The 14,977-nt window shown below is 39.7% G+C and carries 8 protein-coding genes and 1 other RNA gene; 3 read left to right on the forward strand and 6 right to left on the reverse strand.

Going from position 1 to position 14,977, the window contains the following annotated elements:
- Positions 1 to 20 precede the first annotated feature (20 nt).
- Positions 21 to 1,568 (forward strand): alpha,alpha-trehalase TreF, encoded by a 1,548-nt coding sequence (gene treF, locus H4J75_RS07495; protein ID WP_259366351.1) that lies wholly within the window; start codon positions 21 to 23, stop codon positions 1,566 to 1,568.
- A gap of 143 nt (positions 1,569 to 1,711) precedes the next feature.
- On the opposite strand, the gene H4J75_RS07500 is transcribed toward treF, so the two are convergent.
- Both H4J75_RS07500 and H4J75_RS07505 read right to left on the reverse strand, forming a co-directional pair.
- Positions 1,712 to 2,539 carry a PEP-CTERM sorting domain-containing protein gene (locus H4J75_RS07500; RefSeq protein WP_182221770.1) on the reverse strand — a complete coding sequence of 276 codons (828 nt, stop codon included), beginning with the start codon at positions 2,537 to 2,539 and terminating at the stop codon, positions 1,712 to 1,714.
- Positions 2,540 to 2,575: 36 nt separating this feature from the next.
- Positions 2,576 to 4,888: an isoamylase gene (locus H4J75_RS07505; RefSeq protein WP_182221771.1), complete on the reverse strand. Its 2,313-nt coding sequence runs from the start codon at positions 4,886 to 4,888 to the stop codon at positions 2,576 to 2,578.
- A 168-nt stretch (positions 4,889 to 5,056) separates the two neighbouring features.
- On the opposite strand from H4J75_RS07505, the gene rnpB reads away from it, so the two are divergent.
- Together rnpB and H4J75_RS07515 are read left to right on the forward strand one after the other, a co-directional pair.
- Positions 5,057 to 5,462: RNase P RNA component class A (gene rnpB / locus H4J75_RS07510), an RNA gene on the forward strand.
- Between the two features lie 354 nt (positions 5,463 to 5,816).
- Positions 5,817 to 7,163, forward strand: a complete 1,347-nt coding sequence (locus H4J75_RS07515; RefSeq protein WP_182213676.1) for an AarF/ABC1/UbiB kinase family protein — start codon at positions 5,817 to 5,819, stop codon at positions 7,161 to 7,163.
- 137 nt (positions 7,164 to 7,300) lie between these two features.
- Here H4J75_RS07515 and H4J75_RS07520 read toward each other — a convergent pair whose 3' ends face one another.
- From H4J75_RS07520 to iadA, 4 genes are all read right to left on the reverse strand, one after another.
- A complete protein-coding gene (locus H4J75_RS07520; RefSeq protein ID WP_220465262.1) occupies positions 7,301 to 9,052 on the reverse strand; it encodes a Mur ligase family protein in 1,752 nt (583 codons plus the stop codon).
- A 281-nt stretch (positions 9,053 to 9,333) separates the two neighbouring features.
- Positions 9,334 to 12,153, reverse strand: a complete 2,820-nt coding sequence (gene cphA / locus H4J75_RS07525; protein WP_182221772.1) for a cyanophycin synthetase — start codon at positions 12,151 to 12,153, stop codon at positions 9,334 to 9,336.
- Positions 12,154 to 12,656: 503 nt separating this feature from the next.
- Positions 12,657 to 13,484, reverse strand: a complete 828-nt coding sequence (locus tag H4J75_RS07530; protein ID WP_182221773.1) for a cyanophycinase — start codon at positions 13,482 to 13,484, stop codon at positions 12,657 to 12,659.
- Between the two features lie 8 nt (positions 13,485 to 13,492).
- The gene (gene iadA, locus H4J75_RS07535) at positions 13,493 to 14,665 is read right to left on the reverse strand and encodes a beta-aspartyl-peptidase (protein ID WP_182221774.1); all 1,173 of its coding nucleotides are present in this window, start codon (positions 14,663 to 14,665) and stop codon (positions 13,493 to 13,495) included.
- Positions 14,666 to 14,977: the final 312 nt, after the last annotated feature.

Consider the following 14,977-nt stretch of genomic DNA (forward strand, 5'->3'; position numbering starts at 1 on the left):
AATAACAACAAGGTTATCCCATGATGAATACCGAATTATTAAATCAACAAACTAAAGAAAGTTTACATTTTTTTGAAAGTGAATTATTCAAAGATGTGCAAATGAGTGGTTTGTTTGCCGACAGCAAAACTTTTACTGATGCTATTCCTAAAACTGCTTTTATGGAAATTTTACAGAAGTATAAAACTGAAAAAAAACATAAGTCTTCATTCAATTTAGAAGCTTTTATCACAGAGTGTTTTGATATTGTTGAGCATGAAGAAATACGTTCAGAAAACGTAAAAACGAGTATCGCCGAACACATTGATTCACTATGGACCGTTTTAAAAAAGGAAGCTGATCCCAATGCTGTAGGCTCTTTGTTACCTCTGAAAAATCCTTACATAGTGCCAGGAGGTAGATTTAGGGAGATATATTACTGGGACAGCTACTTTACTGCATTAGGTTTGGTTGAGTCAGGAAATATTGCTTTAGCTGAATCTATGTTGAGTAACTTCTTAGAATTACAATCAAACTATGGTTGTATTCCTAATGGTAATAGAAGTTATTATCTATCTCGTTCGCAGCCTCCTATTTTAGGCTTGTTAGTTGAGTTACTTTTGCCTTTTCAACAAAATAAACAGCAATTTATAACAACTCATATTAAAGCCATTGAAACAGAATATAAGTTCTGGATGCAAGGTAAGGCATTGGAGACAGATGAACAATTTGAGTCTAGACGAATCATTAAAATGCCCGACGGAAGTTTCTTGAATCGATATTGGGATGATAATGCTGCTCCTCGTGCCGAATCATATCGTGAAGACATTGAATTATGTCAGGAATTAATGCCTGAAGATCCTGAATCTTTCTATCGTAATATTCGTGCAGCATGCGAATCAGGATGGGATTTTAGCTCACGCTGGTTAGGTGATGAAAATTCATTAGCGTCTATTAGAACCACACGGATTCTACCAGTTGACTTGAATTGCTTATTGTACAAGCAGGAAGAATTACTCGCTAAGTTCTATGAAATACTGGGGAATGAAGCGTCCAGCCTTGTTTATAAAGATTATGCGGCAACAAGAAAAGCAGCAATACAGCGTTATATGTGGTCAGAAAATGATGGTTTTTACATGGACTATGATCTAGATAAAAAATCTTATAGCTCAGTAAAATCATTAGCCGGAGTATTACCTTTGTTTGTTGAGTTAGCTGATGCGAAACAAGTTGACCAAGTTAGTAAGGTGATTGAAAATGAATTTTTACAGCGAGGCGGTTTAATCACGACTGCTATTGAAACAGGCCAGCAATGGGATTCACCAAATGGTTGGGCGCCATTACATTGGTTTGCTGTTCAAGGCCTAATTAAATATGAAAAACAATGCTTAGCACTAACCATTAAGAACCGTTGGCTTAATACGGTAGAGTCGTATTTTCAGCAAACAGGAAAAATAATGGAAAAATATAATGTATGTCAGCAAAGCCATAAAGCCGAAGGCGGAGAGTATGATGTACAAGAAGGTTTCGGTTGGACAAATGGTGTGCATGTCGCCTTTAGCGCGTTATGTATTAAAGAAAGAGATTAAGCTGGATCCTTTTACAATAGCAAGTTTTGTTTGATCAGTTTTGATAATAACTTTTATAAAGAGCAAACCGAGCAGTTATTTGTTTATGCTCGGTTTAATAAATATAGGCTCAGTTTTCTCATTACTTAGTTAATAAAGATCGATTAGTTATGCTTACTACGCTTTGATAACGATAATAAACCAAATGCTATTATCATTAATAAATAACTGCTTGGTTCAGGTACTGAAACTGATTGTTTAGTTTGAATTGAAAGACTGTTGAAATAGGCATTATCGTTTCCAGCATCTCTGTTGTATAAAGAAACACTGTCTATATTTCCACTTCCCATTAATGAACCATTTCGACTTTGGACAAACGAATTATCAAATGCATTGAATATATCGAGTTGGTATAAATCAGCGCTTAATAGGCTGAATGTTATATTAAGTCCTGCATCGGTATAATCGATACCTGTATCAATAACACCTTGCCCATCAAAAATACTGTAATGTTGACCACCACCAATAAAGCCAAATTCAAAGCGGCTTTGCTGGTTATAATCGCCAATAGTATTATGGATATTCTGATTTCTTAACACAAAACCAACAGAGCCACCTTGAGTAATTCCGCCATGCTCAAAGGATACGTTAAAGGTATCACCGGATTGTGTTAGTGAGTTCCCTGCAAAACCTCGGTAAGCTTCAAACTGATTAAAACCATCACCATTTGCATAACTACCCCACGCATTATCACTTGGATTTGAAGCAATGTGATTAAGGTCACTATGCGTGCTTTTATTTGCAAGAAATCCACCAGCACTGCCACTTGCGCTGTCTGTAATGAAATTCCATTCATCAAAGCCTTTACCGCCATTTCCACTCCATTGATTGCCATAGTTATTTGCATTATCTTCTGCAACCGTTATTAAGGATGCTTGGCTGTTAAAAGCTAAAGCCAATATTGAGGCAGCGAGTATATGTTTAATGTTCATGTATATTTTTCCTATTAATTCCGTTTATTATGTTTGTTATTTTGCGATTAATACTAGTATTGCCCTACCACCAAGCCCATAAGAAGTGTATTCACCCCCAATGAATTCTTCAGCACCAGCCGCTTTTACAGAACTAGCGCCGTCATTCCAATTTGAAGTGTCCGTTACTCGATACCAATTTTTACCTGCCCCTGGCCATGGTAATGTGAAGTTCACGTTGTCAGACCAACCGTTATAAGCCACGTATATCGCAGCTGTTGGTTCACTAAATTCAGAGCTATCTATACGATAAGAAATAGCATGGTTATTTGCATCATTAAAGTAATCACCACTAGCAAGATTACCGTCTGGTTTAAACCAGCGTAATTGCTCCATAAAATTGCCATTGGTGTCAGTTGATTGATAAAAATTAGCAGGGCGTAATGATGGATGATTTTTGCGAAACTCAATCATACCTTTAACAAAACTATTGAAGTTGTTTTGGTCTGCATTCCAGTCAAAGCTTAACCAGTTAGCAATTGAGTCTAGGTTGTAGGGATTGTTGTTACATTGTATAGAACGTAAATATTCGTCTCCGCCCGTTAACATTGGGGTACCAGCGCTAAGCATTAATAATGCAAAACCGTTTCTAGCCGCTTTGCGTTGCTCTTGTGCTTGATTATACCAACCTTGATCCCAGCTATGATTACTGCTTTCGCCACCATCTGAAGCGCCAAATGGCCAAGGTTGATTGTTATTTTTACTGTTACACGAATATAAATCTTTTAAGGTAAAACCATCGTGTGAAACCATAAAGTTAACGGAATTCCACGGCGCTCTGCCATCGTCTTGGAATAATGACGCTGAGCCTGTAAGCGCATTAGCCAGTTGGCCTAATGTTACATCTTCGCTACCCATTTGATTTTGATCTTTACGAATAGTGTCGCGATATTGGCCATTCCATTCAGACCAACCCGATGGAAAGCCACCTACTTGGTATGAGTTCCCGCCAATTGCCCATGGTTCGGCAATAAAATCAGTCCCTTTTCCGCCCCATGTTGGACGTTCGGTAAACTCATTAATAATACGATTTAGTGCAGTATAGGGGGCCATTTTGTCATAATTAAAGCAGCCATGTTCGCAGGTGTTACCTAATACCGAAGCTAAGTCAAAGCGGAAACCATCCACGCCAAGTTCTGTTTGCCAATAATCTAAAGAATCAATAATCAGGTTTTGTGCAATAGGATTAACGGTATTGTAATTTCCGCCAACACCCGTATTGTCCCACGAATGTTGCTTGTCATTAGTCAAAGAATAATAGGTAGGATTGTCTAAGCCACGCCATGAATAAAGGTTATAAGTTGATGAATCACCATTTACCCATGCACCACCTTCACCAGTGTGATTGTAAACAACATCAATAAAAACTTTGATGCCTTTGTCATGAAAGGCTTTAACCATAGCCTTGAACTCTTTCGTCGGGCCACCAGCCGATTTATCACTGGAGTATCGACGTTCGGGTGCAAAGTAATTTAAGGTCATGTAACCCCAATAATTATCACCATCGGTTGATGTGGCGACATCATTGGTATCGTTTTGTGTTTCCTGTACAGGTAAAAATTCAACAGCTGTAATGCCTAAATCGGCTAAGTAGTCAGCTTTAAGTGCTGCACCTTGATAAGTGCCACGAAACTGTTCAGGAATTGTATTGTCATTTTTGGTTAGGCCACGCACATTAACTTCATAGATAACATCATCTTTTAACGCACGGGTTGGTTTTATACCGATAGATTGAGTAGAGCTTTTAAGTAATATACCTTTTGGTGCTTGTAAGCCACTGTCGATATTACGGTAGTTCTGACCAGACGCGTAAATGGTACCGTCATTCCACTGAGGTGTTAAATTGTCATGACTTAGTTCTTTAGCGTAAGGGTCACTCAGTAGTTTATTCGGATTAAAGCGATTACCTTGAGCATCAACATCACTGATAAAACCAGCGTTATTACCTTTTTGCCATGCAGTCTCGTATGCCCAGTTTGCTCCCCATGCACGATAGCCATAAAAGATAGTGTCGTTAAGCCGAACGTCTAAATTGTTGGCTGCTATTGATACAGACCAAATATTATTGCTGTCTTTACTTAAAGAATATTGAGCGACTTCTTCAGCACCTATCGCTTGGTCATAAAGGTAAAGATCTATTTTTGTTGCTGTGGCAGAATAAATTCTAAAATTGAGTTGTTGATTATCAATGCTGTACTTTGCACCGAGGTTACTGTGGTTAATATCTGCATGACTATAAAAAGCGAGCAAAAGCGTACTTAAAGCCAGTAGATATTTGGCACTCTGTTTAATTATTATATTTATTGTCATTGTTGAACCTTATTAATATTATATTTTTGGTTGTTATTTGACCTGACTAGATGTTAACTAATTGTGAAAATAGATAGCAATTGTCTACATACGTATTCATACGGGTTTGTTTTTTTAGTCAGATTAATAACCATTGGCGTTTTTTTGTAATTCAGGTAAAATGCGCGGCGAGTTGACCAGACAATCGCTGCTTTATTCTTGTATCAGATGTGTAAACTGAAGATATAGGTATGAGGGGGAGGAAAGTCCGGGCTCCAATGAGCAGGGTGCCAGGTAACGCCTGGGCGGCGTGAGCCGACGACAAGTGCAGCAGAGAGAAGACCGCCGATGGTTGTTTCTAGGAACTTCACAGGTAAGGCTGAAAGGGTGCGGTAAGAGCGCACCGGATTGCTGGTAACAGTAATTGCAGGGTAAACTCCACCCGGAGCAAGACCAAATAGGGTTTCATATGGCGTGGCTCGCGTTGAAACCGGGTAGGTTGCTTGAGCCTTAGAGCGATTTAAGGCCTAGACGAATGATTGTCACTCTTTTTCGAAAGAGATACAAAACCCGGCTTATGTGGTCAACTCAACTATTCTAGTGACCGCTTGATTATTTTAATAATAATCAAGCGGTTTTCTAAAATCCTTTCATATCAATCTATACAATCCCAAATAATGTTATAGCGTTAGCTATAGGAGACTGAACGGCTTTCTATGCTGTTTAATTGACGCATTATCTTAGTCTTCGAAATACATAAATACCTAAAAATAAGCTAGTAATTGAACGTGTTGAAGTAACCTGTCTTTTTTGATTGTAATGTCATTGGTTGCCGGCTTAATTTTTGTTAATCTTATTCTTGCCTCTCACCGCTTGCTATAAATAGTATGGAGGCTAGAGTAAACAACATTAAGGTAATAGTTAACATGCCCAACCAAGCCATTTTGCGATGACCGACAAACGTAAAGAGCGGAAAGTACCTTCCGGAAGAATTGCTCGTCTCGCTAAGTTGGGCGGTTTGGCCTCAGCGGTTGCCGGTAATATTGTTAAAGGTGCGACAAAACAAATGCTCAGTGGACAACGTCCATCATTAACTGAGTCCTTACGTAATATTGACAACGCTATATCTATCACCAAGCGTTTAGCACATATGCGCGGCGCGGCGATGAAACTTGGTCAACTACTCTCCATGGATGCCGGTGAATTACTGCCTATCGAATGGGAACCTATTCTTTCAAGATTGCGCCAAGAAGCTGACCCTATGCCTAAGGCGCAACTACTGAAAACCTTGGCTGCGTCTTGGTCAAAAGACTGGCATCAACAATTTAGTTATTTTTCATTTACCCCCATCGCATCGGCAAGTATTGGTCAGGTTCATCGGGCAACACTAAAGGATGGTCGTCAGTTGGCGATTAAGGTCCAGTACCCGGGTGTTAGAGAAAGCATTGACAGTGATATTGATAACGTCATGAATTTATTAAAACTCAGTGGCGTTTTACCTAAACATATTGATTTGACTAGCGTGCTCGCTGAAGCAAAAGCACAGCTTAAAGCTGAAGCTAATTATTTGCAGGAGGCGGAATTTCTTAACACTTATCGTGAAAATCTGGGTAACGATCCTCGCTTTATTGTGCCCTTTGTTGTTGACGAGCTAACGGACAAAAATATACTGACGATGGAATATATCGAAGGTTCTCCCATCACTGATATTAGTAACATGAGTGCTGGTATTGTTGATTTAGTCTGTAGCCAATTAATGGATTTAACTTACCAAGAGCTATTTACGCATAAACTTATGCAAAGTGATCCCAACTTTGCTAATTTCTTGTATCAGAGCGATACACAAAAAATAGTGTTACTTGATTTTGGCGCTTGCCGGCAGCTCTCTCAACATACCTCAGTACATTATCTTGCTATGGCTGATGCAATGCAGCGTCAAGATAATAATGACATGCGTTCAGCCTTGTATTCGCTTGGTTTAGTTGACAATAACATGAGTGATACCGCGATAGATATTGTGCTAAAGACGTGTTTTGAAGCTAGTTATTGTTTACAAAGTAATACGGGCTACAACTTAAAAAAACAACAACTGATTAAGCGAATTAGAGAGGTTAGTATGCCATTAATTACCGATAAAACAGCGATAGCATCTCCGATATTTGAAGTTGCATTAGTCAATCGTAAAATTACCGGTATGATACTGCTAGCCAATAAGTTGGGGGCAACACTCGATTTTAAAAGCACACTTGCTCCTTATTTACTGGAAAGCGCAAAGCAATTAAACGATGAAACCTAACACAATCGATTTTCAAAACAGCAACTGCTGTTTTAGTCTTTTAAAAGTAAACTTTAGTAACCGCCTGAGCTATTTTTAAATCACTCAGCGGCTTTCTAAAGTTCTCTATTATTCAATGTTATTGATGATTTTATGGTTTACGACATACCTGCTGTTTGATTTGCCTTTTTGGTTAATAACTCGATCACTTTATTTCGTTCAGATAAAACGATTAACAGTGCTAAATCATTAGCTGACAGTTGATTAACAATCTGTTGCGCACCTTGATAAGGACCCTCTGAAAAATAGATGTTATCGGCAGACATACCACTTTCAATCGCTACTTTAGCTATTAAATTTGATATTTCGCCAAGCTCTCTTCCTCTTAAGTACTCGACAGTTTCGGCCGCAACCAATATATCAGGTTTCATTTTTAAGGCTGATTTTGTCATTTTAATAATATCGTCATTGCTGCGATCACCTGCATGACTAAGCATCAAAAACTTTCGTGATGCTGGTATATTGGCCATGGTCAGTGCCATGGCATTCATACCATGAACATTGTGGGCAAAATCCATAATAACCGAAGCGCCATTGAGTTTAAATTGGTTACCGCGGCCCGGATTATCGTCAACATTACTTGAAAAATTTTGCAAGGCAAGACCAATCACTGCGCTATCTATGTGTAAGCTCTTAGCTAAAGCGGTCGCCCCTAAGGCATTTTGAACATTATGTCGGGCAGCGCCGTTTAATGTCATAGGTATATCGTTAACGGCAACGATCATCGATTCAAGGCGCTCGCCAGTGCTGGTATTTTGCGTACAATAAAAAATTGCGCCGTCACGGATGAAACAAATAGCACCACCAATGGCTTTATGCTGTTGAAGTACTGGATTATTTTCATTTAATGAAAACCAACATTTATTAACGGTTAATGTTGGTGCAAGTGCTGTTAAATACGGATCATCAGCGTTGAGCACTAATACACCGCTAGTTAGCGCTTTTGCTACAACCGCTTTGGTTTGTGCAAGCCCTGCTACGGTATTGATACCATATTGCCCTAAATGGTCTTCAGCTATGTTGGTAATTAATGCGGCATCAACGTGATCTATGGGTAGGCCACGGCGCAATATTCCGCCGCGCGCGACTTCTAGAATGGCTGTTTCGGTTTCTGGATGTCGAAGTAACATTCGTGCACCACCGGGTCCTGAATAATCACCATAATCTATTATTTTTTCGCCAACACGAATAAAGTCAGTCGAGGTGACACCGCAACATTTATTAGACTGCTTAATAATTTCAGACATGATACGCACGGTGGTTGATTTTCCGTTAGTGCCAGTGACCAATGCAATAGGAATTGATTGGTAGTGTTGCCAATTGAGCTGCGTTGGATCTGGTAATGATGTCACTGGCCAGCGTTGACAGCTTTTACCGTAACCTAACGAAAACTCATCATCATCAACTAAATAATCGACATGATTATTTATGGCTAAATCTATTAAGTTAAGTAGAGCAGGGTTAGCCTCTTCGGCAATCATTTGTTTAAGACGAGTGACGGTTTTATCCATTTCTTGTTGATGAGTGTCACTTATACTGCCGGTTAAAATTTTGCTACACGCAAAATCCCATGCGGCTTCGTTGACATCGCAAGATGCATACAAGGCATCCATTGGCGCACTTATCGCAAGGCTTATGCCGTCTTCAAAAATACGATAACACGTAGATTCATCTTGCCAATCGACTGCTGCCAATAACTGATTAACGTAAATTAACCACTGATCAACGACTGTTTGCTTATCGATGCCTGAGACAAAAGCATCAATAATCGCGCCGGGTTTATTCCATAATAAGCTTTTGCCAGTAAGCCGTCGCTGGTCATCTAATGTTAAGGTTATAAGGTTATTCATGGCATACCAATTTGATTAAATTTATTCCCAACGCAGCGCAGTTAGGAAAGTGAGAAGAAGGTAAAGCTGTATCAATATAATTGTTCACTTTGAGACAGTTTTGTTAGGTCATTATTTGTATGACAAGTTCGATGATGATTTGAAAAGTTAATACGCAGCTTTATTGGTTTAACAATAGGCTGCGTTAGTTTATGCCGCTAGGTTATGTTGGTAACACATCACCTAGCGAGGTTAAGCTTATTCATCTTCAGTTAATGGCAAATAACTGCATTAACTTGGTTTTAATCACTTTCTTCTTCTATGGTTGAAACAATGCGAACGCCTCGATCATCCTTAACTAACTTCATGCCTGACTCTAGTATAAAGGGATCAGGTTCATCGGTGTTTAACATCGAAACAACGGTATGCACGGGTTTTGTTAATGTTTCTGCTGGATTATCTTCACTACCGTTAAAATTAATGATTTGCTTCCAACAACGGGTAATCGCATCACCAAAGACAATCACTAAATCATCTTTATTTGCCATCGACAAGGCTTTTTCAGTAGCTGTGACCTCGTCAGGTATCATCAAGATATTGTCTTCGCTGATACCTTGTGCTTTTAACGTTGCAGCTAACATTTGCGGCACTTCATCACTACCACGTCCACGAAGATTGTCATCGGCGCGACAGATATATAAATCAAAATGTCCAGCGGCTGCTTTGGCGATGTTTTCAATATCTTCATCACGGCGATCTCCCGGTGCGGCTAATACCGCAATACGCTTACCATTAACGTCTAATTTAGTCGCTAATTCGCTCATATGGCGAACACCATCGGCGTTGTGAGCATAATCTAAAATAACTCTAAAAGGATGTTCATCAAAGACGTTCATTCGCCCCGGTGCTTGATAAAAGGTGGTGTTGAACGTTCTTAATCCTTGTTGAATTGCATCAAGTGGTTTATCTAGAGAATAGGCGAGGGCAGCGGCAAACATCGCATTTTGTACGTTATGAGTGGCTTTACCTTCCAGTGTAGCAGGAATTAAATGTGTCCAAAGTAATGGGATATGCGCACCGTTATCAAAGATGGTGATCATTTCACCATTGATGCCCTTTTCAAGCACCACGGCACGTCCACCCGCGCGAATATGCTCTCTAACTAAACCATGTCCTGAATTCATAGTCACATAACATAAATGTTTTGCTTGAGTATGGTCGGCCATTTTTAAACAAAGTGGGTCGTCGGCATTAAGTATGACCGCGTCTTTGGCTACTTCAACGACAATACGTTTAATTTCAGCAAGTTGTTCTAGGGTATCAACACCTTTTAAGCCTAAATGATCGGGTTGAACATTAATGCAGGCGGCAACATTACTTTCTCTATAACCTAAACCTGAGCGAACGATGCCACCACGGGCAGTTTCAAGAACAGCAATATCAACCGAAGGATCTCTTAAGACAATTTGTGATGCAACGGGTCCGGTCATATCGCCTTTTACTGATAACAGACCATCAACGTACACACCATCAGTTGATGTCATACCTACAACATGTCCTGCTGTTTTTAAAATGTGCGAAAGCATTCGTGAAGTTGTTGTTTTACCGTTGGTACCTGTAATGCCGGCAATAGGGATACAAGTGGGTGTATTAGGTGGAAAGAGCATATCAATAACTTTGCCAGCAACATCACGAGGTTTGCCATGGCTTGGTGCAACATGCATACGAAAACCTGGCGCAGCATTGACTTCAACGATACCGCCGCCGATATCTTTATATGATTGAGTAATGTCAGAGGTCAGAAAATCAACACCGCCAACGTCAAGACCAACGGCTTTTATCGCTCGTTCAGCCATCACTTTATTGTCAGGGTGAACTACATCAGTCATGTCTATCGCGGTGCCGCCCGTTGATAAATTAGCGGTTGAACGTAAATAGAAAATTTCGCCTTCAGGTAATATGGTATCAACGCTATAGCCAGCTTCTTCAACTAAACGGGTTGCTTGTGAGTCCATTTCGAGTTGAGTGAGCACTTTTTCATGGCCAACACCCCGACGCGGGTCTTCATTTACAATATCGATTAATTGCGTAATGGTGTGTTTATTGTCACCAACAACATGACCCGGTACGCGTTTTGCGACAGCAACAAGTTCGCCATTAACAACAAGCATTCGATGATCTAAACCGGTTAAAAATGACTCAACTAAAACAGCTCTACTGGTGCCTTGTTCGCGGGCAAAATCAAATGCTGTATTAATTTGCTCGTCAGTGGTTAAATCGATAGAGACGCCACGGCCATGGTTAGCATTTAATGGTTTAAGTACAACCGGTAAGCCAATACGTTTTGCTGCTTTTATGGCATCTTTGGCAGAATAAACCATTTGTTGTCTAGGCACAGGTAAACCGAGATCATTTAATAAATTGTGGGTGTCTTCTTTATCACAAGATATTTCAACAGCAATATGATTCGTTTGGCTAGTAATGGTGGCTTGAATGCGCTGTTGGTATTTACCATGGCCAAATTGTACTAAGCTGTACTGATTTAAGCGTAGCCATGGGATATGACGTTCTTCAGCTGCCGTTATTAAAGATTGAGTACTGGGACCAAATTCTTTGCGCTGTGCATAACGAATAAAGTTTGATAGCTCCTCAGCAAAATCGAAATCGGCTTCTAATTTTGTTTGTAGTTGTGCTTGAATATTTACTGGCATCACTGAGATAAGCAGGTTTCTGGCAAGTTCAGCAGCAGCTAATCCAACATCTCGTTGTTTGTACTGAAAGACCATGTCATATTGACCAACTTCGCCATTGCCTCTGGTTTTGCCAAAAGTAACTTCAGTACCGGCCATGCATTGCAGTTCTAAGGTTGCATGTTCCCATATGTGAGCTATCCAGGTACCTTCATCTTCTTGCAAGCGCCTAATAAAACCGCCAGATTCGCCGTATGAACAGCCATGCTCTTTTAAACCGGGTAAGGCTTCAATTAAGCCATCAATGAATTCTTTACCTAATTTTACCGAAGGGTATTGCTCTAATATGCCAACATCAACAGCGTGTCGAATAACAGGAAAATGGGCGTAAACATTAGGGCCAACATAAACATTACTTGTTAATATTTTCATTATATGTCCAAAAATCAGGTGATTAGAATTATTATTATGTGTACCTACAAGTTGAACCTTTTGTCGAAAACAGGGTGCAACAAAATATAATATGACAATTATTGGGAGGAATAAATCACGGTGATACTGAACTGACTATGTGCACAGGTTCTATTGATGTGCATATGTTGAGTTACAAACCGAGAAGTTTCAACGCATTACACTTAAGATCTTTATAAGATCGAATAGAAGTAAAAAATTGCCATAAAAAAATAATGGTATAACAAAAAGATACCATGGTTTTACTAATAGACAAGACAATTTTTTTCTAAACTTGCTAATGATAAAATGCGCAAGGAAAGTCAGCCAAAAAGTTATGGTGAATAGCGTCGTAGAAAGGTGTTTTTTTATTCGGGTTCAATGAAAAAGAAGCGGCGTTTGTGAGCCTTTTAAAGAGATTTGCCCATAAATAATGCGTTTATTTATGGGCAAATTTTAGCTTAGCTTATTGGTATCTAAAGAGACTAAACGGCTTTAGGTGATGCGACTCGAGTATTTAAACAATAAGTATCACCGTGACTAAGCATATGAAGTTTTAACCCTATCAAGGTAATGGAATCTCCTGTACGAGCTTCAGCCATTGAACTGTGCTGCAAATCAGAAGGGTCAACTACCGTAATACTTCCGTGTCCAACTACTTCTAGTAACCCGTCTGGCGCAATAAAGGCCGCGGTATTTTCACAAATTCCTAGTCCTGAAGCAAAAGGATTATATGAAACAGCAGAAAGTAGACGTCCTAAACGATTACGTTGACTAAAGTGTTGATCTAAAAGTACTTTACTTATTAAACCTAAGCCAGGAGCAAAAGTTACACCTTGCTCATTAGGTAATGCACCGGTAGAGCCACCTGCAATCATATGCTCAGGCATAATAGCGGCACCTGCAGATGTTCCTGCAACATGCACACCTTCAGAGTTTAATTTTCTTATACTCTGTGCAACCGAAGTACCGCCTAATATAGTCGACAAGCGTAATTGATTACCACCGGTAATAAAAATACCTGTTGCGTTTTCAAGTGCGGCTAAATAATCTTCGCGCTCAGCATCTTCTCTGCTATTTATCGGTAAAGATATCGCATTTTTGACATTAAGATTACGAAAAATAACTTCATAATTTGGCCCAGTCTCAGCAAGCTGTGACGCGGTTGGAATAATCACTATATTGGCATTTTCATCGCCACATAATTCTACAAAACGTTGTAGAATTATTGGGTCATCAACACGCTCTTCTGCCCCCCCGATTGGAATTATAAATCCCCTTTGCTGACCTTCAGCAATTTTTGCTGGACACATACCTACCTCTACTCAAAAGTTCCACTTACTACTGTTGTGTTGTCACGTTTATGCCAACGACCTTTTATCATCACGTCAGTAATTTCAAATTTGTTGTTAAGTACGAGCATATCGGCATCGTTATTACGTACTATTTTTCCTTTACTGTGTAAACGTAACAACGTAGCCACGTTGCTAGTAAACATCGGTAAAATACTTTCAAGCGCAATATTCTTTCTTAATGTTGCTTGTAATGTTTCCAGTAATGTACTGGCTCGGCCAAAGTCCATGTGTTGTAATTCGCCTTGTTGATCAAAACAAGGTAAACAACCACCACCGTCTGAACTGACGGTTATTTTGTCCAAGGGTAAACCTCTTTGTACGGCAATTTCTATCGCATCGCATGCCTCTAAACCAGGCTCTGCTGTGCCTTCAGGAAAAGCGGTAATATCGATATAACAGCCGTGCGCTAATAATTTGCAACTGTCTTCAAATAATGGCTTATTTCGATTAACGTGCGTCGGATTAAAGACACGGGCAGGAATTTCTGTTTCACTAATCGCTCGCTCAATTAATTCAAGACGCCGTTCACCATCACCGAGATGAAAATGAATAATACCGGCTTTGCCTGTCAATAACCCCGCAACATGTGCTTCACTAGCTAGTTTTATTACTTCTTCAAAAGTTGGTTGGCTTGAACGATGATCGCTAATAGCAAACTCACCAATACCAATAACCGGCTCTAAAAAAGTAATATCTGCTTTTGCGCTACCAATTAACGTTGTTAACGGATAATGATAACCACCGGTCCAACAATATGCCGACATGCCTTCTTCACGGAGTCCGTAAACTTTGCTTATTAGGTTGGCAATACTCCGAGTGGTGTCATCTGTACCTAAAAGTCCAACTACAGTTGTCACACCCACTTGGGTAAATTCTGAAAGAGAAACTGGGGGAACTTGTGTTGAAAAACCTGCTTCACCACCACCACCGGTAATATGAGCATGACTGTCGATAAAACCTGGCACTAGGTATGCGCCATTAAAATCGATAACTTCAACCGGCCAGTTATCAGGGATATTATGGTGGGCATGATCAGATACATCAAAAATATCAGCGATTTTTCCACCAGCAATCAGCACATCTTTAATACCCATAGGAGCAGGGTTATAAAGGTTCACGTTTTTTAATAATGAAATCATAGGTTTACGGTAAGGCTTTATAAATGACGGGCAAGTATAGACTATTCTATACCTAGTCCTAAGGGTTGCAACTATAACATAGCTATAATTTCTCAGCCAACTACATTTGTAAACGAAAGGTTTAAATACTGTTTTACTAAGTAGTTAAATCTATAGTGCATTGATAAGGTTCACGAAAGTGATAGTAATCCCTCGCCTAAACTAACGGTAGCTTTAACGTTTTAATCGTTTGATAAATGTATGGGGGATTTACGTGAAAAAGGTCTGAACTTAATATAAATAGCTAGCCCCTAACACGCGGTTAGAGGCACT

It is taken from the genome of Colwellia sp. BRX10-1 (genome assembly GCF_014077545.1).
Classification (GTDB): Bacteria; Pseudomonadota; Gammaproteobacteria; order Enterobacterales; family Alteromonadaceae; genus Colwellia_A.